At 64.1% G+C, this 26,579-nt stretch carries 24 protein-coding genes; 18 read left to right on the top strand and 6 right to left on the bottom strand.

The annotated features are described in order from the left end of the window. The first annotated feature begins 9 nt into the window (after positions 1-9). The 7 genes from SPISAL_RS08150 (at position 10) to SPISAL_RS08120 (ending at position 7,563) form a co-directional block, all read left to right on the top strand. Positions 10-969 (top strand): glutathione S-transferase family protein, encoded by a 960-nt coding sequence (locus SPISAL_RS08150; protein WP_016353998.1) that lies wholly within the window; start codon positions 10-12, stop codon positions 967-969. A 12-nt stretch (positions 970-981) separates the two neighbouring features. After that, entirely contained in the window at positions 982-1,605 is a 624-nt protein-coding gene (ribA, locus tag SPISAL_RS08145) for a GTP cyclohydrolase II (protein WP_016353997.1), read from the top strand. Between the two features lie 6 nt (positions 1,606-1,611). Then, the gene (locus SPISAL_RS08140; RefSeq protein ID WP_016353996.1) at positions 1,612-2,733 is read left to right on the top strand and encodes an efflux RND transporter periplasmic adaptor subunit; all 1,122 of its coding nucleotides are present in this window, start codon (positions 1,612-1,614) and stop codon (positions 2,731-2,733) included. A 5-nt stretch (positions 2,734-2,738) separates the two neighbouring features. Further along, on the top strand, positions 2,739-5,867 hold the full coding sequence (locus SPISAL_RS08135; protein WP_016353995.1) for an efflux RND transporter permease subunit: 3,129 nt from the start codon (positions 2,739-2,741) through the stop codon (positions 5,865-5,867). Positions 5,868-5,929: 62 nt separating this feature from the next. After that, positions 5,930-6,529, top strand: a complete 600-nt coding sequence (locus SPISAL_RS08130) for a glutathione S-transferase family protein (protein WP_016353994.1) — start codon at positions 5,930-5,932, stop codon at positions 6,527-6,529. Between the two features lie 19 nt (positions 6,530-6,548). Next, a complete protein-coding gene (locus SPISAL_RS08125; RefSeq protein ID WP_016353993.1) occupies positions 6,549-7,241 on the top strand; it encodes an AzlC family ABC transporter permease in 693 nt (230 codons plus the stop codon). After that, positions 7,234-7,563, top strand: a complete 330-nt coding sequence (locus SPISAL_RS08120; RefSeq protein ID WP_016353992.1) for an AzlD domain-containing protein — start codon at positions 7,234-7,236, stop codon at positions 7,561-7,563. The genes SPISAL_RS08125 and SPISAL_RS08120 overlap by 8 nt, the downstream gene beginning before the upstream one ends. Here SPISAL_RS08120 and SPISAL_RS08950 read toward each other — a convergent pair. Then, positions 7,560-7,724, bottom strand: coding sequence for an RSP_7527 family protein (locus tag SPISAL_RS08950; protein ID WP_187287966.1), 165 nt, complete (start codon positions 7,722-7,724; stop codon positions 7,560-7,562). The genes SPISAL_RS08120 and SPISAL_RS08950 overlap by 4 nt on opposite strands. Positions 7,725-7,838: 114 nt before the next feature. On the opposite strand from SPISAL_RS08950, the gene SPISAL_RS08115 reads away from it, so the two are divergent. Beyond that, positions 7,839-8,798, top strand: a complete 960-nt coding sequence (locus SPISAL_RS08115) for a LysR family transcriptional regulator (protein ID WP_016353991.1) — start codon at positions 7,839-7,841, stop codon at positions 8,796-8,798. Between the two features lie 6 nt (positions 8,799-8,804). Here the strand turns inward: SPISAL_RS08115 and SPISAL_RS08110 are convergent, their stop codons facing one another. Genes SPISAL_RS08110 through glpK form a run of 3 tightly spaced genes read right to left on the bottom strand, consistent with a single transcriptional unit; the run spans position 8,805 to position 11,258 of the window. Then, a complete protein-coding gene (locus SPISAL_RS08110) occupies positions 8,805-9,287 on the bottom strand; it encodes a TspO/MBR family protein (RefSeq protein ID WP_016353990.1) in 483 nt (160 codons plus the stop codon). Continuing rightward, on the bottom strand, positions 9,287-9,730 hold the full coding sequence (locus tag SPISAL_RS08105; protein ID WP_016353989.1) for a VOC family protein: 444 nt from the start codon (positions 9,728-9,730) through the stop codon (positions 9,287-9,289). The genes SPISAL_RS08110 and SPISAL_RS08105 overlap by 1 nt, the downstream gene beginning before the upstream one ends. A gap of 40 nt (positions 9,731-9,770) precedes the next feature. Then, positions 9,771-11,258: a glycerol kinase GlpK gene (gene glpK / locus SPISAL_RS08100; protein ID WP_016353988.1), complete on the bottom strand. Its 1,488-nt coding sequence runs from the start codon at positions 11,256-11,258 to the stop codon at positions 9,771-9,773. A gap of 112 nt (positions 11,259-11,370) precedes the next feature. Between glpK and SPISAL_RS08095 the strand changes: the two genes are divergently transcribed. The 10 genes from SPISAL_RS08095 (at position 11,371) to SPISAL_RS08050 (ending at position 22,712) form a co-directional block, all read left to right on the top strand. Beyond that, positions 11,371-12,159: a DeoR/GlpR family DNA-binding transcription regulator gene (locus SPISAL_RS08095; RefSeq protein ID WP_016353987.1), complete on the top strand. Its 789-nt coding sequence runs from the start codon at positions 11,371-11,373 to the stop codon at positions 12,157-12,159. A 107-nt stretch (positions 12,160-12,266) separates the two neighbouring features. Continuing rightward, on the top strand, positions 12,267-13,796 hold the full coding sequence (gene glpD / locus SPISAL_RS08090; RefSeq protein ID WP_016353986.1) for a glycerol-3-phosphate dehydrogenase: 1,530 nt from the start codon (positions 12,267-12,269) through the stop codon (positions 13,794-13,796). Continuing rightward, positions 13,796-14,878 (top strand): ABC transporter ATP-binding protein, encoded by a 1,083-nt coding sequence (locus SPISAL_RS08085; RefSeq protein ID WP_016353985.1) that lies wholly within the window; start codon positions 13,796-13,798, stop codon positions 14,876-14,878. Before glpD ends, SPISAL_RS08085 begins: the two co-directional genes overlap by 1 nt. A gap of 4 nt (positions 14,879-14,882) precedes the next feature. Next, complete coding sequence (locus SPISAL_RS08080) at positions 14,883-15,953, top strand: ABC transporter ATP-binding protein (protein ID WP_016353984.1); 1,071 nt, start codon at positions 14,883-14,885, stop codon at positions 15,951-15,953. An 11-nt stretch (positions 15,954-15,964) separates the two neighbouring features. Continuing rightward, positions 15,965-16,831 (top strand): carbohydrate ABC transporter permease, encoded by an 867-nt coding sequence (locus SPISAL_RS08075; RefSeq protein WP_016353983.1) that lies wholly within the window; start codon positions 15,965-15,967, stop codon positions 16,829-16,831. Positions 16,832-16,834: 3 nt separating this feature from the next. Continuing rightward, positions 16,835-17,638 (top strand): carbohydrate ABC transporter permease, encoded by an 804-nt coding sequence (locus SPISAL_RS08070; RefSeq protein ID WP_016353982.1) that lies wholly within the window; start codon positions 16,835-16,837, stop codon positions 17,636-17,638. A 10-nt stretch (positions 17,639-17,648) separates the two neighbouring features. Continuing rightward, positions 17,649-17,957 carry a DUF2160 domain-containing protein gene (locus tag SPISAL_RS08065; RefSeq protein WP_016353981.1) on the top strand — a complete coding sequence of 103 codons (309 nt, stop codon included), beginning with the start codon at positions 17,649-17,651 and terminating at the stop codon, positions 17,955-17,957. A gap of 112 nt (positions 17,958-18,069) precedes the next feature. After that, the gene (locus tag SPISAL_RS08060; RefSeq protein WP_016353980.1) at positions 18,070-19,815 is read left to right on the top strand and encodes an ABC transporter substrate-binding protein; all 1,746 of its coding nucleotides are present in this window, start codon (positions 18,070-18,072) and stop codon (positions 19,813-19,815) included. Between the two features lie 145 nt (positions 19,816-19,960). Beyond that, positions 19,961-22,453 (top strand): heavy metal translocating P-type ATPase, encoded by a 2,493-nt coding sequence (locus SPISAL_RS08055; RefSeq protein ID WP_016353979.1) that lies wholly within the window; start codon positions 19,961-19,963, stop codon positions 22,451-22,453. Further along, positions 22,419-22,712 carry a metal-sensitive transcriptional regulator gene (locus SPISAL_RS08050; protein WP_016353978.1) on the top strand — a complete coding sequence of 98 codons (294 nt, stop codon included), beginning with the start codon at positions 22,419-22,421 and terminating at the stop codon, positions 22,710-22,712. Before SPISAL_RS08055 ends, SPISAL_RS08050 begins: the two co-directional genes overlap by 35 nt. 12 nt (positions 22,713-22,724) lie before the next feature. On the opposite strand, the gene SPISAL_RS08045 is transcribed toward SPISAL_RS08050, so the two are convergent. Beyond that, positions 22,725-25,442: a bifunctional acetate--CoA ligase family protein/GNAT family N-acetyltransferase gene (locus tag SPISAL_RS08045; protein ID WP_016353977.1), complete on the bottom strand. Its 2,718-nt coding sequence runs from the start codon at positions 25,440-25,442 to the stop codon at positions 22,725-22,727. A 78-nt stretch (positions 25,443-25,520) separates the two neighbouring features. Next, the gene (dinB, locus tag SPISAL_RS08040) at positions 25,521-26,573 is read right to left on the bottom strand and encodes a DNA polymerase IV (protein WP_016353976.1); all 1,053 of its coding nucleotides are present in this window, start codon (positions 26,571-26,573) and stop codon (positions 25,521-25,523) included. Between the last annotated feature and the right edge of the window lie 6 nt (positions 26,574-26,579).

The following is a 26,579-nucleotide window of genomic DNA, read 5'->3' as shown; positions in this document are numbered from 1 at the left end:
GTTTAAACGATGGGATTGTTGGTTGATGGCGTTTGGCATGACGACTGGTACGACACCGAGTCGACCGGTGGGCGCTTCGAGCGCCCGGAAACCGTTTTCCGGCGCTGGATCGAGCCCGATGGCGACTTCCCTGCGGTCACGGGCCGCTACCATCTCTACATCTCCCTGGCCTGCCCGTGGGCCCACCGCACCCTCATCGTGCGCAAGCTCAAGGGCCTTGAGCCGCATATTGGCCTGTCGGTTGTGCACCCCACCATGGGCAGTGGCGGCTGGCATTTCGATGGCGGCTATCCCGAGGCGACTGACGAGCCGCTCTATGGGCTGGCGTTTATGCACGAGCTCTACCAGAAGGCGGACCCGCACTACACCGGCCGGGTCACCGTGCCGGTGCTCTGGGATTGCGAACGCGAGACCATCGTGAGTAACGAATCCGCTGATCTGGTGCGCATGCTAAACCGTGCCTTCAACGCGCTGCCGGGCGTGGATGATACGCTCGACCTGTATCCGGGCGCGCTCGCGAGTGAGATCGATGCACTCAACGAGCGGATCTATCACGCCGTGAACAACGGCGTTTATAAATCCGGGTTTGCGACGGCACAGGCCGTCTACGAGCGCGAGGTCACGGCGCTGTTCAACGCACTGGATGAGCTCGAGGCGCGCCTGGGCGAGCACCGGTATCTGACCGGTGAGGCCATCACCGAGGCGGACTGGCGGCTCTTTACCACGCTCGTGCGCTTTGATGCGGTGTATGTCGGGCATTTCAAGTGCAACCTGCGCCGCATTGATGACTACCCGCACTTGCGCGGTTACCTGCGCGATCTCTATCAGCAGCCGGGCATCGCCGAGACGGTGAGCCTGGATCACATCAAGCGCCACTACTACACCAGCCACCCCATGATTAACCCGACAGGCATCATTCCGGCGGGCCCTGTGCTGGACCTCGACGCGCCTCATGGAAGGGGCGCGTGATATTCTTTGAGGATGACGAGTGAGCCTGCCAACCCGCCGGAATTAAAAGCCACCGAGACGGGTGAAGCCCGGCTGCCCACGCAATGGGGCGAGTTCCGGATTCACGGCTTTGAAGACGCCCACGGCAGTGAGCACGTGGCCCTGGTCATGGGCCAGCCCGACGCGGCGCCCGCGCCGCTGGTGCGCGTGCACTCCGAGTGCCTCACCGGTGATGCCCTCTTTAGCCAGCGCTGTGACTGTGGCCCGCAACTCGAGGCGGCCATGAAGCGGATTGGTGAGGCCGGCGAGGGCGTGCTGATTTACCTGCGCCAGGAAGGCCGCGGCATCGGACTTTTAAACAAAATTCGCGCCTATGGTGTGCAGGATCGTGAAGGGGCCGACACGGTCGAGGCCAACGAGGCGCTGGGCTTCGCGCCTGACGCCCGCGACTACGGGGTGGCGGCCGCCATGCTCAGCACCCTGGGCGTTGAGCGGCTCAAGCTGCTCACAAACAACCCGCAAAAGGTGCTTGGCCTTGAAGCCGCGGGTATTCAGGTACTTGAGCGATTGCCCATCCTGGCCGGGCGTAATCCCCATAACCACGCCTATCTTGAAACCAAGGCCGCGAAGTTCGGCCACCGCCTTGATCAGGACTGACAGGCCATGAACCTGAAGTCCTACCTTATTGCTGCGTCGATCGCCCTGGTGCTGGGCTTGTGGATGCTGAGTGGGCTGTTTGATGGCAGCGATGCGCCGGCCCAGGAAGCGGCCGAGTCCGAGCCGGAAGCGCGCATGGATGTGCGGGTAACGACGCTTTCGTCCGAATCGGTGGATCGTTTCCTCGAAAGCCAGGGTGACACGCAGGCCGAGCGCGATGTGCGCGTGCGTGCCGAGACGGAGGGCCGAGTGATCGAGGTGCTCGCCGAGGAGGGCGACACGGTAGACGCCGGGGATTTGATCCTGCGGCTCGACCTGGCCGATCGGGAGGCCCAATTGGCCGAGGCCAAGGCGCGCGTCGCCCAGCGCACCGCCGATTTCCAGGCGGCCCGGCGGCTTCAGGGCGAGGGTTTTCAGTCCGAGATTGCGGTCAATGAAGCGGAGGCCGCGCTGGAGACGGCCCGCGCCCAGCTCTCGAGCATCGAAGAGGACATTGCCAATACCCGGATCACCGCGCCGGTGAGCGGGGTGGTGGAGCGCCGTTCGGTAGACGAGGGCGATTATCTGGCCGTTGGCGATGAGGTGGCCCGATTGCTGGATGCCGATCCCATGATTGCCGTGGCCGACATCGCCCAGCAGGACATCGGCAAGGTTCGGCTGGGTACCGAGGCAGAGATCGAGTTGGCGACGGGCGACACGCTGACCGGTCAGGTCCGCTACATCAGCGGTGCGGCCGAGTCGGGTGCGCGCACCTTTCGGGTGGAAGTGGCCGCGCCAAATCCGGACGGCCTACCCGTGGGGGTGAGTGCCACAGTGCGCATTCCGCAGCCGTCGGTGGAGGCTGTTTTTCTGAGCCCGGCCTGGCTTTCTCTGGAGGAGTCCGGCGAGGTGGGCGTGAAAGTCGTGAACGCGGATGATGCGGTGGTGTTCCATGCCGTGGACATCGTCCGCGCGGATCGCGATGGGGTGTATGTCACCGGCCTGCCGGATGCGCCACGCGTGATCACCGTGGGGCAGGGCTTTGTGCGCAATGGCGAGCGCGTTAATGCCGTTCCGCGGGACGAGGCGACCCCTGAGACCGACGCCGAGGCCGCCCGCCAGGCGCCGATGACCTCCGGCGGGAATTAAGGGCGATGCGGGCCCTGATTGCCGCGGCGTTCAGTCGCAGCCGCTCGGTCACCCTGGTGCTGCTCCTGGTGCTGGCGATGGGCACGATTGCCTACCAGGACATCCCCAAGGAGGCTGAGCCCGACGTTAATATCCCCGTGATTTACGTCTCCATGGCCTACGAGGGCATCTCGCCCGAGGACGCGGAGCGCCTGTTAGTGCGGCCCATGGAGCGCGAACTCTCGAGCATCGAGGGCCTCGACGAGATCAAGGGCACGGCAACCGAGGGGTTTGCCTCGGTCACCCTCGAGTTTGACGCGGGTTTTGACGCCGACCGCGCCCTCGATGATGTCCGCGAGGGCGTGGATATCGCCAAATCCGAGCTCCCCCAGGGCGCTGAAGAACCCCGGGTGAGCGAGGTGAACGTCGCACTTTTCCCGGTACTGACCGTGGGGCTCTCGGGTCCGGTGCCCGAGCGCGCGCTGATCGATGTGGCCGAAGACCTGCAGGATCGGATCGAGGCGCTGCCCGGCGTGCTCGAGGCGGATATCGGCGGCAATCGCGAGGAGCAGCTTGAGGTAGCGGTGGATGACCGGGTCATGCAGACCTACGACGTCTCCTACGCTGATCTGTTCAACCTGGTGGACCGGAATAACCGATTGATTGCGGCAGGGGCGCTCGATACGGGCGCGGGTCGGCTCTCGGTCAAGGTCCCGGGGGTGATCGAGAACATGGACGATGTCCTCGGCCTGCCGGTCAAAGTGGATGGCGACCGGGTTGTGACGTTTTCCGACGTCGCCACGGTCCGGCGCACGTTCAAGGACCCCAACGAATTCGCGCGCATTAATGGCCAGCCGGCGGTGACGCTGGAGGTCTCCAAGCGGCTTGGCGCCAATATCATCGAGGTCAATGACCAGATCCGCAGCATCGTGGCCGAAGTGGGTGCCGAGTGGCCGTCCTCGCTGGAGGTGACCTACCTCCAGGACCGCTCCGAGGACATTCGCACCATGCTGCGCGACCTGCAGAACAACGTGGTGACCGCCGTCGTGCTGGTCATGATCGTGGTGGTGGCGGTGATGGGCTGGCGCCCGGCATTGCTGGTGGGCCTGGCCATTCCCGGGGCTTTTCTGACCGGCATCCTGGCGGTCCACGCCATGGGCTACACGATGAACATCGTCGTGTTGTTCAGCCTAATTCTCGTGGTGGGCATGCTGGTGGACGCGGCCATTGTGGTCGTGGAGCTGGCTGAGCGACGCATGACCGAGGGCTGGTCGCCCACCGAGGCCTACCGCTATGGCGCTCAGCGCATGAGCTGGCCGATTACCGCCGCCACGGTGACAACGCTCGCGGTGTTCGTGCCGCTGCTCTTCTGGAGCGGGCTGGTCGGGCAGTTCATGAAATACCTGCCGATCACTGTGCTGGTCACGCTGGCGGCATCACTGGTGATGGCGCTGATTTTTATTCCGGTACTGGGGGGGTGGTTTGCGCGCCCGGGTGGGCATCAGGGGGCGCATTTCGAGCGAATCCGCATCGCCGAGAGCGGTGATCTGACAACGCTCACGGGCTTTAGTGGTGCGTATGCCCGTTTCCTGGGCGGAGCCTTGCAACGCCCGGGATCTGTGGCCCTTTTTATGTTGGCCGCGGTTATTAGCACCTACATTGCGTATGGCCGCTTCGGCGCGGGTGTGGAGTTCTTCCCGTCCACTGAGCCGGATTACGCCCGGGTTCAGGTCCAGGCCCGGGGGGATTTGTCGATTTATGAAAAAGATGAACTCGTCCGCGCGGTAGAAGAGCGGCTCGCCGATTTTGACGAGGTCGAGTTCGCCTATACGCGCGTCTTTGCCGATCCCACGCGCACCGGGGGGCAGTCACTGGCACGGGATGCCATAGGCATTGTGCAGCTCGATTTTGTGGACTGGACCCGTCGGCGCCCGGCCGAAGCCATTGTGGGTGATATTCGCGGCGCCCTCGGGGACATCCCCGGGATTCGTGTGCAGATTACCCAGCAGCAACAGGGACCGGGCCAGGCCAAGCCCATCGAGCTGCAGCTCTCCGGGTTGTCCGATCAACTGGATGCGGGGGTGGAGCGCGTTCGTGAGCGCATGCGTGAACTCGGCGGTTTTGCTGATGTGCAGGATAACCGGCCGTTGCCGGGCATCGACTGGTCGCTGCAAGTCGATCGCGAGCGCGCAGCCCGCTACAACGCCGATGTCCAACTGGTGGGTAACGCCGTGCAACTAGTCACCAATGGCGTGCTCATTGCTGATTACCGCCCCGACGATGCCGATGACGAGCTCGATATTCGGGTGCGCTTTCCGGTGGAGCAGCGCAGCCTCGATCACCTCGGCCAACTACGAGTGCCCACGCAGTATGGTCAGGTGCCAGTTAGCAACTTCGTGGACTTCGTGCCCACCCCCAAGGTGGGCACGCTTGAGCGCATCGACAGCCAGCGCGTCCTGACCATCAGCGCGGATGTGGAAAGTGGCCGACTGGTGGATGAGCGCGTTCAGGCGCTGCGTGCCTCACTGCAATCCGAGCCGCCGCCGGAGGGCGTGCAGGTGAGCTTCAAGGGCGAGGACGAGGATCAACGCGAGGCGCAGGCCTTTCTCTCGCAAGCCTTTGTTGTGTCCATTGCGCTGATGGGCATCATTCTGGTCACGCAGTTCAACAGTCTCTACCAGACCACGCTGGTGCTCTCGGCCATTGTGCTCTCGAGTGCGGGCGTGTTGCTGGGGCTGATGATCACCCAGCGGCCATTCAGCATCGTGATGGGCGGGGTGGGCATGATCGCGCTGGCCGGCATTGTTGTGAACAACAACATTGTGCTGATTGATACCTACAACGCCCTGCGCGCGGAGGGCATGGCGGTGCGCGAGGCCATTATTCGCACGGCCGCCCAGCGCCTGCGCCCGGTGTTGCTGACCTCGGTGACCACGGTGCTCGGGCTGATGCCGATGGTGCTCAAGCTCAACGTCGACCTCCTCGGCCGCAACCTCGAGTTCAATGCCCCCTCGACGCAGTGGTGGGCGCAGCTGTCCGCGACGATTGCCGGCGGGCTCACGTTCGCTACTGTGCTCACGCTTGTGCTCACGCCCTGCCTGCTCATGCTGGGCCACAACGCCAGTGAGGCGGTCGGCCGCTGGCGGAACCGCTAGATGGGTTGCTCCGGCCGTGCCGGGGGGTATGCTAGGCGCCGATCATTCGGGGGAGTGCTTTGATGCAGCTATACACATCACCCACCTCACCCTACGCGCGCCTGGTGCGTGTGGTGTTGCTGGAAAAACAGCTCAACGAGCGGGTGGACTACCACTTTCTTGATCCGTGGGAGACGCCCGCCGAGTTGCTCGCCGTCAACCCGGCCTGCCGTGTGCCCACGCTTGTCACTCACCAGCAGGATGCCCTCACCGAGGCCGGTGTCATTGTGCTTTACCTCGAGCGCCGCTATCCCGAGCCCCGGCTGATGGCCCGGGATAACGTGGAATCGGTGCATAGCCGGCTGGGTGCTGCGTTGGGCTGTCTGGACGCGGGGATTGGCCTGCTGGTGGAGCAGCGCCATGGCGATGCCACCACCACTTTGGCCAATCGGCGCCGTGAGCAGCTTCAGCGCACCACCCAGGCACTGGTGGAGCAGATCGACAGTGAGCGGGATGGCGATCCGGATCTTGGTGATCTGGCCTCGGCCGTGGCACTGGACTGGCTGGATTTTCGCTATCCCGAGACAGTGGTCTGGCGGGACTGGCGCCCTTCTGCCAGTGATTGGCTGGCTCGCATGACCGCGCGTCCGGCATTCGCCGAGACCGCGCCACCACCCGCCTGAGCCGGGGCGGGTCGCGTCCGTGCCCCAGCGCCGTGCTGCTTTTGCCACCGGTCTGAAAGCCGTCGCCCCCATGGTGGCGGCGATCTCGCCGTTCGGCGTGACCGCGGGCGTTGCCGGACTGGATGCCGGGATCGGCTTTGAGTTGACGATGGGCTTCTCATTGATTGTCTTTGCCGGGGCCTCTCAGCTTGCCGCGCTGCAGTTAATCGACGCGGGCGCGGCCAGCGTGCTGGTGATCGTGACGGCCTTGCTGATCAACCTGCGCATGCTTATGTACAGCGCCCACCTGGGCCCGCATTTAGCGCATCTGCCACTGCGCTGGCGCACGCCGATGGCCTATTTGCTCACAGACCAGGCCTACGCGCTCACCATTTCCCGGGTGATGGGAAACGAGCCGCCGCCTTCGAGTCACTGGTTTTACCTGGGCGCGGCGCTGCCGCTGTGGGTGTTCTGGCAGCTCTCAACGGCGTTTGGCTACTGGGCGGGCACGGCTGTCCCACCGAGCTGGGAGCTCGGCTTTATCGTGCCACTGGTGTTTCTGGCGCTGCTCGTACCCGCGGTCCGCAGCCGCCCAGCCGCGGTCGCCGCGCTCGTGGCGGGCACGCTCTCGGTGCTGGGACAGGGGCTGCCGGCGGGGTTAGGCCTCACCTTGGGGGCAAGCGCCGGGATTATCGCCGGCGTGCTGGCTGAGGCGTGGTGGCGCGATGATTGATCCGCTGTGGTGGCTCATTTTGGCAATCGGCGCGGGCACCTATCTCTGGCGCGGCTCGTTCATCGTTTTCGGCGGGCGTTTGCAACTGCCCGATCTCATCAGGCGGGGGCTGAACTATGTGCCTCCAGCCGTGTTTGCTGCGTTGGTGCTGCCGGGCTTGGTGCGGCTAACCGAAACGAGCCAGCTGGATGGCCCGCGCCTGGCGGCAGGGGCGGTGGCGGCCCTGGTGGCCTGGCGCACCCGCGGCACGATTGCGACGCTCGTGGCGGGCATGATCGTGCTTTGGGTGCTCCGGGCGCTCGGCGCTCAACTATTCGGTTAAGCGCTGGTCAAACCATGCTGGGCGGCGGCCCGATGACCGAGGCCCTCACGGATGCGGGCGACCATCGACTTGCAGGCGCCGGCAATATAAGCGCTGCGGATGGCCTCGGCCTGACGAAGGGCCGCATCAATCTCGACGGGCGAGAGTTCGCGATGATTCATGGGACACCTCGTATGATGGGTTTCAGATCGTTGGTAGGAAGCATAAGCTGTTCCCATGAAAGGATAATCCGGCATTCCGTCATAGTATTGTTGATCAAGAGGCATAAGTAAGCGATGGATCGGGCAGCAGAAATGCACATGTTTGTGCGGGCCGTGGACAAGGGCAGCTTCTCCGCGGCCGCCCGCGATCTTGACCTGACGCCTTCGGCGGTCAGCAAGCAGATTCGGCGCCTTGAAGACCGCCTCGGGGTGCGGCTGTTCAACCGCACAACCCGGCGGGTCAGCCTCACCGAGGTCGGTCACGCCTACTACGATCGCTGCTCGCGGATCATCCAGGAGATCGAAGAGGCCGAAGAGGCGGTCACGGCGCTCAATGAAAACCCGCGCGGGACATTGCGCGTGGCCGCGACAGTCGCCTTTGGCCGAGTCGAGGTGCTGCCGCGGATCAGCGAGTTTCTTGAGCGCTACCCCGACCTGAACGTGGAGTTCGAACTGACCGACCGCCACGTCGACCTGATTGAGGAAGGCATTGACGTGGCCATTCAATGGCGCGAGCAGATGGAAGATCCCTCCGTCATTGCCCGCCGACTTTGCGTCAACCGGCGGATCATCTGCGCGTCTCCCGAGTACATCCGCCAGCACGGCAAGCCGCACGCCCCTGAGGAGCTGCTGGAGCACAACTGCCTCACGCTCTATGAGGTCTCGCAGTTCAACGACTGGGCATTTGAAGACCCCGAGCACGGGCATCGCGTGTTGCATGTGAAAGGCAATTTTCGAGCGAATACCGCCGATGGCCTCTACGAGGCCGCACTGGCCGGCGCGGGCCTGGCGCGTCTATCCACGTGGTTGGTGATGCCCGCGATTCGCCGGGGTGAGCTTGTCCCGGTGCTCCCGCAGTACCCCCACGAGAGCTCAGCCTATTTCGTGCTGTATCCCCATCGGCGCCATTTGTCGCGCAAGGTGCGGGCGTTTGTGGATTATCTGGTGGAGATCTTTACCCCCGTGCCGCCGTGGGAGCGCGAGGGGTTGGAGTTTACCGAGGCGGAATGGCAGGAGCGGATTCGCGCGGACTGACCAGGCTCAGGCCGGCGGCGCTGGGCCATTCAGCACGATAATGCCAATGTTGAGGTAGCCCGCGTAGCCGAGCCAGACCAGGTACGGTACCAACAGCCAGGCAGCGGGTGGATGAACCCGGTGGAAGCGCCAGATGGTGAGTGCCACCAGGGCCAGTAGCACCACCAGATTGACCAGCGCCAGGTCGGGACGGTGCCACTGGAAAAAGAGAATACTCCACAGACCGTTTGCGCCGAGCTGGGCGACAAAGGGCAGCAAAACGGCCAGCCCCGCGATCAGCCCGATGCGTCGCCAGACCTGCCAGGCCGCCGCGATCATCGTGAGGTAAAGCACCGTCCAGGCGATGGGAAAGAGCAGATCCGGCGGTGTCATGGGGGGTTTCGCAAGCCCCGCATACCACGCGCCGGGCGGGCTCAGAATGCCGCCCATGGCGGTAATGACCACCAGCAGCGTCCAGCCGGCCAGGCCAAGCCCGTCCCGACGGCTCATTACCAGCTACCTGTGTTGGCCATTGACGTCCAGGGCTCCTGCGCTGGCAGGGGGTCGCCCTTTTGCAGCAGTTCGATGGAAATGCCATCCGGTGATTTAACAAACGCCATGTGCCCGTCGCGTGGCGGCCGGTTGATGGTGACGCCGTTATCCATCAGGCGTTGGCACAGGCCGTAGATGTCGTTGACCCGATAGGCCAGATGGCCAAAGTTGCGCCCGCCACTCAGGCTCTCTGGATCCCAGTTGAAGGTGAGCTCAAGCATCGGGGCCTTGTCCTCGGAGCGGGCCCGGTCCGTGTCGGCGGGCGCAGCCAGGAAGATCAAGGTAAAGCGGCCTTGTTCGCTGTCCCGGCGGCTGATTTCCTCCATGCCGAGTAGCCCGCAGTAAAAGCGCAGGGACTCGTCGATGTCAGTGATGCGGACCATCGTGTGCAGGTACTGCATGCTCGCCTCCGGTCAAAACCCGCATCATAACAGCCACTGTTCAGGTGGTCAGCGTGCGGCGCACCGCGTCATGCCAGCCCTCGACAATATGCTCCCGGGCGCTCCGCGAAATCGCCGGCTCAAAGCGCCGGTTGAGTGCCCACTGTGATCCCAGGTCTTCCAGCGACTCGTAATGGCCATGCTGCAGGCCAGCCAGGCAGGCGGCCCCCAGTGCCGTGGTCTCAATGATCTCCGGTCGCTCCACGGCAAGCCCGGTTAAATCGGCCAGGCGCTGGAGCAGCCAGTTATTGGCCACCATGCCGCCATCGACTCGCAGGGTCTCCTGCTGGGCGCCGGAGTCGCCGGCCATCGCCTCGAGAAGATCCCCGGTCTGCAGGCACACCGAGTCCAGGGCGGCATGCACAAATTCCGGTACGCCCGTGTTGCGCGTCAGCCCGAAAATCGCGCCGCGGGCATTTGGATCCCACCATGGCGCGCCCAGGCCAGTGAACGCGGGCACCATGTAGAGCCCTTCGGCCTCGGCATCATTGGCGAGGCCTTCGCTTTGAGAGGCGTGGGCGATGATGCCTAACTCGTCGCGCAGCCATTGGATCGCCGCGCCGGCAATGAAAATCGCCCCCTCAAGGGCGTAGGTCGGCTCGCCGTTGATCCGGTAAGCCGTGGTGGTGAGCAAACGGTTGCGGGAGGGCACGGCCTCAGCGCCGGTGTTCATCAGGGCAAAGCAGCCGGTGCCGTAGGTACTCTTGATCATCCCCGGCCGGAAGCAGCACTGCCCCACCATGGCGGCGTGCTGGTCTCCGGCGATGCCCTCGACCGGCAGCGCGACACCCAGGATATCGGCATCGGTTGTGCCAAAGGCCGAGGCGCTGTCGCGCACCTCGGGCATGAGCGCCAGCGGAATATCGAAAAGCCCCAGCAGCTCCTCGTCCCAGCACTGGCGATGAATGTCGAACAACAGCGTCCGACTGGCGTTGGTCGCGTCAGTGGCATGACTGCGGCCCCCAGTGAGTTTCCACAGCAGCCAGGTGTCCACCGTGCCGAAGGCGAGTTCGCCTTTGTTGGCGCGCTCCCGGGCGCCGTGGGTGTTATCGAGGATCCAGGCGATCTTGGTGGCCGAGAAGTAAGGGTCGAGCAGCAAGCCCGTGCGCTCCGCGATCAAGGCCTCGTGTCCAGCGGCCTTCAGCGCAGCGCAGCGCTCGGCCGTGCGTCGGTCCTGCCAGACGACCGCATTGTGCACGGGCTCGCCGGTCTGGCGATCCCACACAACGGTGGTCTCACGCTGGTTGGTGATTCCGATGGTGCTCGGGTGGACGCCGGCGGCCTTGGCCGCGCGGATGGCCCGCCGGCAGGTGTTGATTGTGGAGTCGAGGAGGTCCTGCGGGTCGTGCTCTACCCAGCCGCTGTGCGGGTAATGCTGCGGGAATTCCTGCTGGGCGGTGGCCATGATCTTGCCCTGGAGTTCAAAAACGATGGCCCGTGAACTGGTGGTGCCCTGGTCAATGGCGATGATGCCGTCGCGCTCTGCCATGCCTCAGCCCTCCTCCTGAATAAATTGCGCACGTCATGGGAACCGGTATGATCGAACGCACCCGAAAAAAGTCAAGCTTGGTGTTCACAAGCGAAAAGAGGGAGGGAGCGCAGTGACAGCGGCAGATCAAGGCGCCGTGGAGCTGAATCGTCGCCAGCAAGCCATGCTCAACCTGGTCCAGGAGCGCGGTTTTGTCTCTGTTGAGGGCCTGGCACAGCACTTCAGGGTGACGGCGCAAACGATTCGACGGGACATCAACGATCTTTGCAGCCTGGGGCTTTTGCGGCGCTATCACGGCGGGGCGGGTTTGCCCTCGAGTGTGGAGAACGTCGCCTATCAGGCCCGTCAGGTGCTCAATCCGGCAGAAAAGGATCGTATTGGCGCGGCAATGGCGGCGCGTATTCCCAACCAGGCCTCGTTGTACATCACGCTGGGCACCACTGCCGAGGCCGTCGCCCGTTCACTGCGCGACCACCGCGGCCTGCGCGTGATTACCAACAACCTGAACGTGGCCGGGATTCTCGCTGAAAACCCGGGCTGCGAGGTCATCATTGCCGGTGGGGTGGTCCGTCATCGCGACCGCGGCATTACCGGCGAGGCCACCATCGATTTCATGAAGCAATTCAAAGTCGATTACGCAGTGATGGGGATTTCCGGTATCGAACCCGACGGCACCTTGCTCGATTTCGATTACCGCGAGGTGCGGGTGCTGCAGGTCATCATGAGTCACGCGCGGTCTGTGCTGTTGGGGGCGGATCACAGTAAATTCGGCCGCAATGCGCTGGTGCGGGTGGGTGATCTGAGTGAGGTCGATGAGCTCTACACCGACGGGGAGCCGCCACTGGCGCTGCGCCGCCAACTTCAGGAGACCGATACCAAGCTCGTTATCGTTGAGCGGTAATGCTCGGTAATTTTCACCTTGACTCCTCGAAGTCGGGTGGTATGTTTGAAACCGAACATTACAAAGCGGCAGGATAGTCGCTCATTGGTAACGGAGGAGAGGCACTCGTGTCTTCCAGTGCGCAGCAGACAAACGTCTATGACGTGGTCGTCGTCGGCGGCGGTATCAACGGCGCCGGCATCGCCCGGGATGCGGCTGGCCGTGGTCTGAAGGTCCTGCTTGTCGAGCAGGGCGATCTCGCCAACTACACCTCCTCTGCCAGCACCAAGCTGGTCCACGGCGGCCTGCGCTACCTCGAATACTACGAATTCAAGCTGGTGCAAAAAGCGCTGGCCGAGCGCGAAGTCCTGATGGGCATTGCCCCGCACATCATCTGGCCGTTGCGCTTTGTCATGCCGCACGTCAAGGCACTGCGGCCGGCGTGGATGATCCGCATGGGCCTGTTTCTTTATGATCATTTGGGTGGGCGCAAAAAGCTCGCCGGCTCAAAGGGCGTCAATTTGCAGCAGCACGAAGCGGGTGTGCCGCTCGATGACAGCCTGAAAAAAGGCTTCATTTACTCTGACTGCTGGGTGCAAGACTCCCGCCTGGTGGTTCTGAACTGCATGGATGTCGAGGCGCGCGGTGGCAAGGTCATGCCGCGGACCCGCTGCACCGATGCCGAGCGCAGCGCCGATGCCTGGCAGGTCGAGCTGACCGACACCGTGAGTGGGCAGATCCAGACAGTCACCAGCCGCGCCGTGATCAACGCCGCCGGCCCGTGGGTGGCGAAGTTCCTGGGCGAAGCGATGCACCGCAACGACGACAAGGACGTGCACCTGGTCAAAGGCAGCCACATCGTCGTGCCGTCCATGTTTGATCACGATGCCTCCTACCTGTTCCAGAACACCGATGGCCGCGTCATCTTCGCGATTCCCTACGAACAGCGCTTCACGCTCATCGGCACCACCGATGTGGCCTACGAGGGCAACCCCGCCGACGCCGAGGCCAGTGACGAGGAGATCGAGTACCTCTGCGAGGCGGTGAATCGTTACTTCAAGCAGCCGATCACGCCGGCTGATGTGGCCTGGACCTACTCGGGCGTCCGGGCGCTCTACGACGAGTCCGACGAGGAAAACGTCTCCGCAGTCAGCCGTGATTACAGCCTGGACCTGGACGACAGCGCGGCGCCCGTACTGTCCGTATTCGGCGGCAAGATCACAACCTACCGGACCTTGTCCCGGCAGGCGGTGGACCGGGTGGCACCGCTGCTCGGCGCGGAAATCACGGATTGGACCGGCAAGGTCGCGCTGCCTGGCGGCGACATGCCCAACGAAGACTTTGACGCCTATCTGGCGGCCATCCAGCAGTCCCGGCCCTGGTTGCCGGAAGCCATGGCGTGGCGGTTGGTGCGTAACTACGGCACCGCGGTGGAGACGATGCTGGGTGAGGCCGGGTCGCTTGCCGATCTCGGCGAGCACTTCGGCAGTGATCTCTACGAAGCGGAGCTGCGCTACCTGGCGGAATACGAGTGGGCGATGACCGGCGAGGACGCCATCTGGCGGCGGAGTCGAATCGGGCTGATGCTCGAGCCCGCGGAACGCGAGCGGGTCAGTGCCTGGTTCGCCGGACAGAATACCAAGAGGGCGACCGCATAATGAGCCTGGTTCTTGAGGGGGTGAGTCGCAGCGTGGGCGGGGAGATGTTCCTTGAGGACATCAATCTGACCTTCGAGCGTGGCGAGTTTAACGTCCTGCTCGGGCTGACCGAGGCGGGCAAGACCACCATGATGCGCTTGATGGCGGGTCTGGAGCATCCCAACAAGGGCCGGGTGATTGAAGACGGCGCGGATGTCACCAGGGTCCCGGTGCGCAAGCGCTCGGTGGGCATGGTGTACCAGCAGTTCATCAACTACCCCTCGCTGAGCGTCTACGACAACATCGCCTCACCGCTCAAGCTCGCCGGCCTGGAGCAGTCGGAAATCGATCGACGGGTGCGCACCGAGGCCGAGCGCCTAGGTATCGACCATTTGATTGATCGCCTGCCCTCCGAGCTCTCGGGTGGCCAGCAGCAGCGCTGTGCCATGGCCCGAGCCCTGGTGCGCGACGCCAAACTGGTTTTGCTCGATGAGCCGCTGGTGAACCTAGACTACAAGCTGCGCGAGGGGTTGCGCACAGAGCTGCGCACGCTGTTCAAGGACCGGGACACCGTGGTGGTCTACGCCACCACCGAGCCCGAGGAGGCCCTGGTGCTTGGCGGCAAGACAGCCGTGCTCCATGAAGGCCGGCTGGTGCAGCACGGCGTCACCGCCGAATGCTACCGGCGGCCGGCGACCACCACCGTGACGCAGGTCTTTGCCGATCCACCCATGAACCTCATTCAGGGGCAGATCAGCGACGGGCAGTTTCAGGTGGAGGGCTTGTTCAAAGGCGCGCTCCCCGCGCACATGCAGGATCTGGCGCCGGGCCACTACACCTTCGGCATCCGCCCGCATCATCTGTATGTGCAGGCGCAGGATCACCTCATTGCCCTGCAGGGCGATGTCGAGGTGGCAGAGATTGCCGGGTCAGTCACTTACGTTCATCTGGAAGTCGCTGGTCACGAATGGGTGGTCGAGGAACGCGGTGTGCACCAGGTTCACCCGGGCGAGCGCCTCGAGATCCACCTCGACCCCACCCGGCTGTATGCCTTTGACGGAGCGGATTACCTCGCGGCCGCCCCGGACACGGAGCGCGGATAACACCATGGCCCGAATCGAACTCAATCAACTGGCTCATCAGTACGCCCCGGGCGGTGACTACGCCCTGCAGCCCATGCAGCATGTCTGGGAGGACGGCGGCGCCTACGCGCTGCTCGGTCCGTCAGGCTGTGGTAAGACGACGCTGCTCAACATCATTTCCGGGCTGGTTCAGCCCTCGGAAGGCCAGGTGCTTTTTGGCGAGCAAAACGTCACCCAGCTCGCCCCCGAGCAGCGCAATATCGGTCAGGTTTTCCAGTTTCCGGTGATCTACGACACGATGAGCGTGTTCGATAACCTCGCCTTCCCCCTGCGTAATCGCCGCCATGGTGAGGACTACGTTGAGCAGCGGGTTCAGCACATCGCGGGCATGCTTGGCCTGGACGATGTGCTCACGCGTCGGGCCCGCAACCTGACGGCCGATGCCAAGCAAAAGATTTCTCTGGGCCGTGGCTTGGTGCGCGAGGACGTGGCCGCGGTGCTCTTCGACGAACCGCTGACCGTGATCGATCCGCACTTGAAATGGCAGCTCCGGCGCAAGCTCCGTGAAGTCCACGAGCAGCTCAACCTGACCCTCGTCTACGTGACGCATGACCAGACCGAGGCGATGACCTTTGCGGACAAAGTGGTGGTCATGCTGGCGGGGCAGGTGTTGCAGGTCGGCACGCCGCAGGCGCTCTTCGAGCGCCCGGCGCATACCTTCGTGGGCTACTTCATTGGCAGCCCCGGCATGAATTTCATGGACTGCCAGGTTGAGGGCAGCGAAGCCATTGTGGATGGCGAGCGCATTGCCGTGGATCCGGCGATGGCGGACGCGGCGGCCAAGGCAGGCGGTGCGCTCCAGCTCGGCATCCGGCCTGGATTGATTCGGCCGGCTGCGCCGGGCGAAACCGGCCACCGGGTGAAAGTGGATAGCGTTGAAGACCTGGGCGACTACCAGCTCGTGAGTGGCCATCTCGGTCAGCACCCGCTGAAGATCCGTCTTGAAGAATCCGAAAAGATCGGCAGCGACGGCCTGCAGGTGGTTTTCCCGCGTGACAACGCGCTGCTGTATGCCGACGACAAGCTCGTCGGCTAGGGGGAGAGAACGTGGAAAAGCGTGAATACCAATGGGCCTGGTTGATGGTGCTGCCGGTCGTCCTGGTGGTGGCCTTTAGCGCCATCATCCCGCTGATGACGGTGGTCAACTACTCGCTGCAGGACATCTTCGGCCCGGACTCGCGATTTTTCGTGGGTACCGAGTGGTTCGTGCAGACACTGCGAGATCCCGGGCTACGCGATGCCCTTGGCCGTCAGTTCCTGTTCTCTGGCGCGATCCTGGTAATTCAGATTCCGCTGGGTATTGCGCTCGCCCTGTGCATGCCGCGCAAGGGCCCGTGGGTTTCCGTGGCCCTGGTGCTGCTGGCCCTGCCGCTGCTTGTGCCCTGGAACGTCGTGGGCACCATCTGGCAGGTGTTTGCCCGGCCTGATGTCGGCCTGGCCGGCGTTGCCCTGAATAGTCTGGGGTTTGATTACAACTACACCGGCAACACCCTCGATGCCTGGTTCACCGTCCTGGTGATGGACGTTTGGCACTGGACTTCGTTGGTGATCCTACTCTGCTATGCCGGCCTGCAAGCGATTCCTGATGCGTTTTACCAGGCGGCACGGATCGATGGCGCCTCGCGCTGGGCCGTGTTCCGCTACATCGAGCTCCCGAAGCTGAAAGGCGTGTTGCTGATCGCGATTTTGCTGCGGTTCATCTTCAGCTTCCGGATCTATGCCGAGCCCTTCGTGCTGACCGGCGGGGGCCCGGGTAATGCCACCACGTTCCTGAGTCAGCGCCTGACCACCATGGCGGTGGGGCAGTTTGATCTGGGGCCAGCGGCCGCGTTCTCGCTGATCTACTTCCTGATCATCCTGCTGTTCAGTTACGTGTTCTATCTAACGATTCTCAACATGGACCGGGGGGCATAAGTCGTGGATTCGAATCGACGTTACATCTTCCTCGGCCTGTGGCTCGTCTTTCTGATGCTGCCGATCTACTGGCTGATCATCATGTCGCTGAAGACCAACCAGGAGATCCTGTCGGTCTTCACCCTGTGGCCGCAGAACCTCACCGTGGACAACTACATCAAGATCTTTACCGACTCGACGTGGTACCCGGGCTATATCAACTCGACACTCTATGTGCTGATGAACGTGGTGATCTCGCTCACCGTGGCGCTGCCGGCGGCGTACGCCTTCTCGCGCTACAACTTCCTGGGTGACAAGCACCTGTTCTTCTGGCTGCTGACCAACATCATGGCGCCGCCGGCGGTCTTCCTGCTGCCCTTCTTCCAGCTCTACGAGAGCATCGGCATGTTCGACACCCACATTGCTGTGGCGCTGGCGCACACGTTGTTCACCGTGCCGCTGGCCGTGTGGATCCTCGAAGGCTTCATGTCGGGCGTGCCCAAGGAAATCGATGAGACGGCCTATCTGGATGGCTATTCCTGGCCACGGTTCTTCCTGACGATTTTCCTGCCGCTGATTCGCTCGGGGGTCGGCGTGACGGCGTTCTTTTGTTTCATGTTCTCGTGGGTCGAGCTGCTGCTGGCCCGCACGCTCACCTCAACCGAGGCCAAGCCGATCGCGGTCACGATGACGCGCACGGTGGGCGCGTCGGGCCTTGACTGGGGGCTGCTCGCAACCGCCGGCGTGCTCACGCTGGTGCCAGGTGCACTGGTGATCTGGTTCGTGCGTAAACACATCGCCCGCGGCTTCGCCCTGGGCCGGGTCTGAACAGAGGGGTATGGCCGTGAATGCAACACAGGAAGAAGGCTTCACCCTCGCCTGGATGGCGTGGACTCAGCCAGTCGCCATTTTCTTTATCTGCATCGCGCTCATGCTGGTGGTGTTTGGTGTCTTGCAGTTCGTGATGCCGACCTACGAGCGCAAGGGTTTCTTGCCGGTGCCGACCACGCGGGGCGACCGCTTGTTCATGAGCCTGCTGGGTTCGGCCTACATCCACTTAATCTGGTTGGCGTTCAGTGACGCCAGCCTGCTGATGGCCTCGGGCATTTCCATCGTCTATGCGGCGGTGATGTTGCGCTGGGGCTGACCGACTTGCAGGTGCAAAAGCCCTGCTTGACATGAAAAAGGCAAGCGCTGGATAGGCTGGCGCCGCTGCCTTGGGTAACGGGATCAACGATCCCCTCCTGGAGGAGAAAGCAATGAAAGAGCAGAAAAATGCCATGCGGCCTTTGACGGCGTTGGCGGTAGCTGCCGCGCTGGGCATCGGCGGGCTGGGCAATGCCCAGGCGCTCACGGCCGAGCAGGAGGCCGCCGCTGAAAAGTGGATTGAAGAGTTCCAGCCCTCGACGCTGAGCCGCGAGGAGCAGATGGAGCAGATCGAGTGGTTCATCGAAGCCGCTGAAGCGTTCGAGGGCATGGACGTGTCCGTCGTCTCCGAGACGATTCCGACGCATGAATACGAGGCCAGCGTCATCGCCGAGGCCTTCTCCGAGCTGACGGGAATCAATCTGACCCATAACCTGATTGGTGAGGGCGATGTGATTGAGGCCCTGCAGACCGAGATGCAGTCTGGCGAGCCGATCTATGATGCGTACATTAACGACGCTGACCTGATCGGTACCCATTATCGTTATGGGCAGGTCCTGCCCTTGACGGATTACATGGAAGGCGAAGGGGCCGATGTGACCTCGCCGTACCTGGATCTGGACGACTTCATCGGTCTGGATGCCGCCACGGCACCGGACGGTAAGCTCTACCAGCTCCCTGACCAGCAGTTCGCCAACCTCTACTGGTTCCGTTACGACTGGTTCCAGCGCGAGGACCTGCAGGCACAGTTCGAGGACATCTACGGTTACGAGCTGGGTGTGCCGGTGAACTGGTCGGCTTACGAGGACATCGCCGAGTTCTTCACCGAGAACGTCGGTGAGCTCGATGGCCGCGAGATCTATGGCCACATGGATTACGGCAAGAAGGATCCGTCGCTGGGTTGGCGCTTCACGGACGCCTGGCTGTCCATGGCCGGTGCGGGTGACAAGGGCCTGCCCAACGGTTTGCCCGTCGATGAATGGGGCATTCGTGTTGAGGATTGCCATCCCGTCGGGTCTGACGTCCGTCGGGGTGGTGCCGTGAACGCACCCGCCTCGGTCTACGCACTGACCAAGTACATCGACTGGCTCGATGCCTACGCACCGCCGGAGGCCTCCGGCATGACCTTCTCCGAGGCGGGCCCCGTGCCAGCCGAGGGGCATATCGCCCAGCAGATCTTCTGGTACACCGCTTTCACGGCGCCGATGGCCGCGGAAGGCACCCCGGTGGTGAACGAGGACGGCACGCCGAAATGGCGTATGGCCCCGTCGCCCCATGGGCCGTACTGGGAAGAGGGCATGAAGGTTGGTTATCAGGACATCGGTTCCTGGACGCTGTTCGAGCATGCCGATCCGGAGGCCCGCAAGGCCGCCTGGCTGTATGCCCAGTTCGCCACCTCCAAGGTCGTGTCGCTGAAGAAGACCCACGAGGGCCTTACCCCGATTCGCCAGTCCGACATCATGCATGAGTCGATGACGGAGCGGGCGCCGCGCCTGGGTGGTCTGGTTGAGTTCTATCGCAGCCCGGATCGGGAGATGTGGACGGATACCGGCACGAACGTGCCTGACTATCCGCGTCTGGCCCAGCTCTGGTGGTCCAACGTGGCCTCGGCCGTGACCGGTGAGGTGACGCCGCAGGAGGCGATGGACAACCTCGCCAGTGAGCAGGATCGGGTGATGGAGCGGCTTGAACGCGCCGACGTGCAAGATCGCTGTGGCCCGCGTCTGAACGACCTGCGCGATGCGGACTACTGGTTCGACCAGGAAGGCGCACCGAAGCCGGCCCTCGATGACGAGAAGCCGCAGGGTGAGACCGTGCCTTACGACGATCTCGTCGCCGGCTGGCGCGAGAGCATGTAATCAAGGACTGACCTCTCCTCATCCGGAAAGGGATTTCCGGCATCTGCAAAGGGGGCCTTCGGGCCCTCTTTTTTTGTCTAGATGATTTGACCGACCCCCCGGGGGGAGGGGTAACCTAACCTTGAATCAATCAACGAGGTGCGCGATGGCGGAGAAAACCCTCAACCTGGAAGTGACGGGCCTGACCTGTGGCAGTTGCGTGCGGCGCGTGGAAACTGTCCTGCAGGCGCTACCCGGCGTCGCCGACGCCACGGTGAACCTCGCAACGGCACGGGCGGAGTTGACGCTTAACGCCGATGCCGAGGCCAGTGATGTGGCCAGTCAGGCTGCCACGGCCCTGGCGGAGGCGGGCTATCCCGCGGCGACGACCGAGATCACGCTCGAGGTCACCGGCATGACCTGTGGCGGCTGTGTGAGTCATGTCGAGAAGGCCCTGAATGCAGTGCCTGGCGTGGTGAGCGCGCAGGTCAACCTGGGCCTCTCCAATGCACGGGTCACCAGTTTAACCGGCGCAACCAGCCGCCAGGCGCTGGTGACAGCCGTGGAAGACGCGGGTTATGGCGTTGGAACGAGCGAGGCCGGGCCAAGCGCGCAGGACCAGGAGCGCATCGGACTGCGTCGCCAGCTCATGCTGGCCGCGGCCTTCACCGTGCCCCTGGTGATCGTGGCCATGGGCCGCCATCTGCCTGGGGGGCAGGAGCTCTACACCCAGTGGTTACCCGAGCGCGCGTGGATTGCGATTGAGTGGCTGCTCGCCACCCCGGTGGTGTTCTGGGCCGGGCGCGGGTTTTTCCAGCGCGGCTGGAAAGAAATGCGTCATGCAGCGCCTGCCATGAGCAGCCTGGTGATGATCGGTGCCGGGGCGGCGTATTTTTACTCTCTACTGGTGTTGTTCGTGCCCGGGATTTTCCCGCCCGGGACGGCGGGCAGTTATTTTGAGGCATCGGGCGTGATCATCACGCTGATCCTGCTCGGCCGATATCTCGAGCAGATTGCGCGCGGGCGCACCTCGCAGGCCATTCGCCGATTGCTGCGATTGCAGGCCAGAACCGCCCGCGTGCTGCGCGCGGGTGAGGCGGTTGAAGTAAACATCGACGCCGTGACCGCCGGCGATCAGGTGCTGGTGCGCCCGGGTGAACGCATCCCCGTGGATGGCAACATCCTCGAGGGTCAGTCACGGGTGGACGAGTCGATGATCTCCGGTGAGCCCGTGCCCGTGGCCAAACAGGCCGGCCATGAGGTCGTTGCGGGCACGGTGAACGGCCAGGGCTCCCTCACCTTCGAGGCGACGCGGGTTGGCGGTGAGACCGTGCTGGCGCAGATCATCGACATGGTCGAGCGGGCCCAGTCCGAAAAGCCACCCATCCAGCAAATGGCCGATCGCATCGCCGGGGTGTTTGTGCCCATCGTGCTGGTGGTGGCTCTGGCTACCGCGGCGATCTGGCTCACCATCGGCCCGGATCCGGTGCTGTCCTACGCCTTTGTCGCCACCGTCAGTGTGCTGCTCATCGCCTGTCCCTGCGCTATGGGGCTGGCAACGCCCACGGCGGTGATGGTCGCCACCGGCAAGGGTGCGGAGAACGGCATGCTGTTGCGTCGTGGCGCGGCCCTGGAGGCCCTCGCGCGTGCCGACACGATGGTGCTTGATAAAACCGGGACGCTCACGGTCGGCCGCCCCCAGCTCACCCATCTGGAAGTGGCCACTGGCGCCGAGGACGAGGCGCTGGGTTTAATTGCCGCCGTGGAATCGCATAGCGAGCATCCGCTGGCAACGGCCATCGTCGAGGCCGCCCAGTCCCGGGGCTTGACGATCCCCAAGGCGACGGATTTCGACTCGGTCACTGGCTACGGCGTTGAGGCCCGTGTGGACGGGCGTTATGTCCACGTCGGCGCGGCGCATTACATGGAATGGCTGGGGGTGGATACCCGCTCGGTCCAGGCCACGGCCGAGGCGCTGGCTGCCGATGCCATGACCACGGTGTATGCCGCGGTCGATGGCCAGTTGCTCGGCGTGGTGGCAGTGGCCGATCCGCCGCGCGAGGAGAGCGCTGCGGTGATCGCTGGGCTCAAGGCAATGGGCCTGCGGGTGGCCCTGGTCACCGGGGATCAGGCTGCCACAGCCGATGCCCTGGCCCGGCGGCTTGGCATTGATGAAGTGATGGCCGGTGTGCTGCCCGAGGGCAAGGCCCGTGAGGTTCAGCGCCTGCAGGGTGAGGGCCAGCGCGTCGCCTTTGTGGGCGATGGCATCAATGATGCCCCGGCGCTCGCCCGAGCCGACGTGGGCATCGCCATCGGCACCGGCACCGATGTGGCCATCGAGGCCGGGGATGCCGTGCTCATGCGTGCCGACCTCAATGGCCTGCTGGATGCGGTGACTTTGGCGCGCCGCGCCCATCGCACCATTCAGGGCAACTTCGTCTGGGCCTACGGCTACAACGTCCTGCTGATCCCGGTCGCGGCCGGCGTGCTTTTCCCGCTGACCGGCTGGTTGTTGAACCCGATGGCGGCCGCGGCGGCCATGAGCCTTTCGAGTCTGTTTGTGCTGACCAATTCACTGCGGCTGCGGCGCTTCCAGCCGTCCCGCCATCGCCAGGAGGTAACGGATGGCCGATCCAACCCATTGCCAGCTCGCGCTTGAGCCCGCCGTTCGGGATTCGGCGCGTCAGCGCCTCGCCTCGGTGCGGGGGCATGTCGAGGGCATCGTGCGCATGCTCGAGCGTGATGACGTCTACTGCGTGGATGTTCTGCGCCAACTAAAGGCCGTGGACGGTGCCCTGGCCAAGGTCGGCGATGCCGTGCTGCGAAGCCATCTCCACCACCACGTGACCAACGCCCAGGCACGCGGTGACGCCGACGAGATTGTCGGCGAACTCATGGAGATCCTGAAATACCGCTAGGACGCGGCGGGGTCAGCCCCCGCCGCTATCCGTGGCAAGTGCTAGCGTGACCCGAATGATGTCGCGCTCATCGGTATCCACATGCTCCTCGAAACCGAGCTGCCGGCACAGCGCGAGCATCGGCTGGTTCTCCCGCAGGACATCGCCGTCGATCTCGGCAATACCGCGCTGCCGGGCGTAGTCAATGACGTGCTCCATTAACAGCCGCCCCAGGCCCTGTCGGGTCAGGTCGTGGCGAACGACAATGGAGTACTCGGCCTTTTCGCCATCCGGATCGGCATGAATATGCACCGCACCGTAGAGCTCGGCCTCGCCGGGCACCTTGTTCGGGTCGGTGATGATCAGCGCCATTTCCCGGTTGTAGTCAATCTGGGTAAAGCGCGCTGCGGCCATGTGACTAAGCTGTTTCATCGGTGCGAAAAACCGCAACCGGATCTGCTCGGGGGTGAGGTGGGCAAACGCCCGGTGCAGCGCCGGCTCATCCTCGGGCAGGATCGGGCGAAGCAGGTAGTGTTTGCCATCATCGGCGGTGACCGTTTTCTCGAGCTCGCGGGGATAGGGCCGAATCGCCAACCGCCGACTGCCCTGGCCGTTTTCGCCAATGCGCACGCGGGCATCCAGGGCGACCACGCCCTCGGAGGAGGCGAGCAATGGGTTGATGTCGAGCTCCTTGACGCGCGAGAGATCCGCGGCGATCTGGGCGATGCGGGTGAGCGTTAAGTCGATCGCATCCAGATCGGCAGACTGGCGATCACGATAACCCTGGAGCTGCTTATAGACGCGGGTCCGCGTCACCATCTCCCGGGCCAGCTTCAGATTCAGCGGAGGCAGGCCCAGCGCCTGGTCCTGAATGACCTCCACCGCGGTGCCGCCCTGGCCGAAGAGCACGACCGGGCCGAACTGCTCGTCCTCCGTAAACCCGGCGATCAGCTCCCAAGATCCGGCGCGCTTAACCATGGGCTGAACGCTGAAGCCGCTCAGCGTCGCATCGGGGTAGGTCTCCGCGACGCGCCGCTCCATGGCCTCAGCCGCATGCTGTACGGCCGCGGCATCCTCCAGATCCAGGGCAACGCCGCCGACATCGCTTTTATGGGTGATGTCGGGCGACAGGATCTTGATGGCCGCCGGATAGCCCAGCCGATCTGCGGCCTCGGCCGCATCGCTCGGACTGCTGGCGACCTCGGTCGTGACCACTTCAACGCCATAGGCGGCCAGGAGCCGCTTTGCCTCGGGTTCGCTCAGGATCTCCCGGCCCTCGGCGGCCGCCGTCTCGACCAACTGACTTGCCGTCTCGTAGTCTGGCGTAAAGAGTTCGGGCACCGACGGGGGTGTCTCCAGGAGCTGCTCCTGGCTCTTGCGGTAGGCGACCATGTGCATGAACGCCCGCACCGCGCCCTCGGGGGTGGTGTAGCTGGGTATGCCGGCCTCGGCAAACCGCCGTCGCGACTGCTGGGCGGTATGCTCACCCACCCAGCAGGTAAAGAGGGTCTGACGCTGGCCATGGCCGCGATGGCGCCCTTGCTGCTCGGCAATAACGGCCTCGGTGGCGTCCATGCTATCGGCGACCGCGGTCGGGCAGTTCAGTACCAGAATGGCGTCAGAGTCCGGATTGTCTGCCAGCGTGGTGAGCGCATCGGCATACCGCTTGCCGGGGGCATCGCCGATGATGTCCACCGGATTGCCCTTCGACCAGGTGGCGGGCAGGACCTCGTTCAGCGCCGTGACGGTCTCCTCGGGCAGCTCGGCCAACTGACCGCCATGGCCGATGAGCGCGTCGGTGGCGAGGACGCCAATCCCGCCCCCGTTGGTCAGAATGGTCAGGCGATCGCCGGCTGGCGGCTCACTGGTCGCGAGCGTTTCCACGGCGGCGAACAGCTCACCGAGCGTGTCCACGCGCAGCATACCGGCGCGGCGGAAGGCCGTGTCGTAAACGGCATCCGAGCCGGCGAGTGCGCCGGTGTGGGAGGCAGCGGCCTTGGCGCTGGCCGCGTGGCGACCGGCCTTGACCACGATAACCGGCTTCATGCGCGCCGCGGCCCGGGCCGCTGACATGAACTTGCGGGCATCGGTGATCGCCTCGACATAGAGCAGGATGGCGCGGGTGTTCGGATCGTTCGCCAGGTAGTCGAGCGTATCGCCAAAGTCCACATCCGCCATGTCACCGAGCGAGATCATGTGCGAGAACCCGATGCCGCGGCGCTCTGCCCAGTCGAGGACCGAGGTGACAATCGCGCCGGACTGCGTCACGAACGCAATCCGGCCCTCGGGCGGGGCAAGGTGCGAGAAACTGGCGTTCACCCCCATGCCCGGCACCAGAATGCCAAGGCAGTTCGGCCCGATGATGCGGGTGAGATGCGGCCGGGCCGCATCCAGCATGCGCTGGCGCAGGGCCATGCCGTCCGCGTCATTGCCCTCGCCAAAGCCGGCGGTGATCACCACCACGCCGCGCGTGCCATGCCGGGCAAGCTCGTCAACGATGTCGGGCACCGTCTGCGGTGGGGTGCAGACAATGGCCAGATCCGGCGTGACAGGCAGTTCACTGATATCCGGGTAGCACAGCACTCCTTCGATGGCGCTGTACTTGGGGTTCACCGGCATGATCGGGCCATCAAAGCCGGCGTTGAAGAGGTTGCGCGCGACCACGGACCCAATGGAATTGGCCCGGCGACTGGCGCCGATCAGGGCAATGGAGCGCGGTTTGAAGAGACTGTCGAGGTTGCGGACGGTCATGGGCGCGGCTCCTGTAGCGAAAAATGTTGCTGTGCAACATGGTATCGCATACAAGCCGGGGAATTGTGAACCCCCGGATTAACCGCCTTGGCGATCAGGCATGGCGACCTCAAGTCCTGAGAGTTGGACACCCAGCAAGCGCACGGCGCGATGCAGATGATGGGCAAACAGGCATTGCTCCACCGCTTCGGCCAGGGCGTCGATCTGCTGAGTCGCCGCACCGAGGCTGCGCGAACGCGTGTGGGTGGTGAAGTCGCGGTAGCGCAGCTTGACCGTGACCGTGCGCGCGGCGAGGGCGCGTTGTTGCAGCCGGCCGTGGACATCGTCGAGCATCACCCGCGCCTCGTAGGCCAGTCGCCCGCTGCTTCGGCAGTCCTGCTGAAACGTGCGCTCCCGGCCGATGGACTTGCGCACCCGTTCGGTCTGGACTGGGCGGTCGTCAAGGCCGTGGGCAGCCGCGTGCAGGGTGTGGGCATGGCGGGCGCTGAACACCGCCTGAAGCCGCGCCAGGGGCATGTTGGCCAGATCACCGATGGTCTCGATGGCCAGCGTGGCCAGGCGCTCAGCGGTGCGCGGGCCAACGCCGTGTAGCGTGCGCACCGGCAGCGGCCAGACACGGCCGGGCACGTCATCCGCGGTGAGATGCGTTAGCCCGTCGGGTTTTTCCAGATCACTGGCAATCTTTGCGAGCAGTCGATTGGGCCCGATCCCCACCGAGGCAACCAGCCCGGTGTCGGCGTGAATGTCGCGCTTGAGCTGGGCGCCAAGGGCAACGGCGTCCGCCTGGCGGTGGCTGAGGTCCATGTACGCCTCGTCAAGGCCCACCGGCTGAAAGGCCTCGCTGACCTGCTGGAGATGCTCGAAGACACGGGCCGAGGCCGCGCGATAGGCCGTAAAATCCACGGGCAGGAACACGGCATCCGGACATAGCCGCACCGCGGTGCGCAGGGGCATGCCGGAGTGGATGCCGAACACCCGCGCCTCATAGGTCGCGGTGGAGACCACGCCACGCTGGCTGGGGTCGCCCTTGCCGCCCACGACCAACGGCTGGCCGACCAGCTCGGGATGGCGCTGGAGCTCGACCGATGCGAAGAACGCATCCATGTCCACGTGCATGATCACCCGGGCCATGGCGGG

This window comes from Spiribacter salinus M19-40 (assembly GCF_000319575.2).
Taxonomy (GTDB): domain Bacteria; phylum Pseudomonadota; class Gammaproteobacteria; order Nitrococcales; family Nitrococcaceae; genus Spiribacter; species Spiribacter salinus.
Note: the sequence above shows the minus strand (reverse complement) of the source record. Positions and strands in the feature narration are given on the sequence as shown.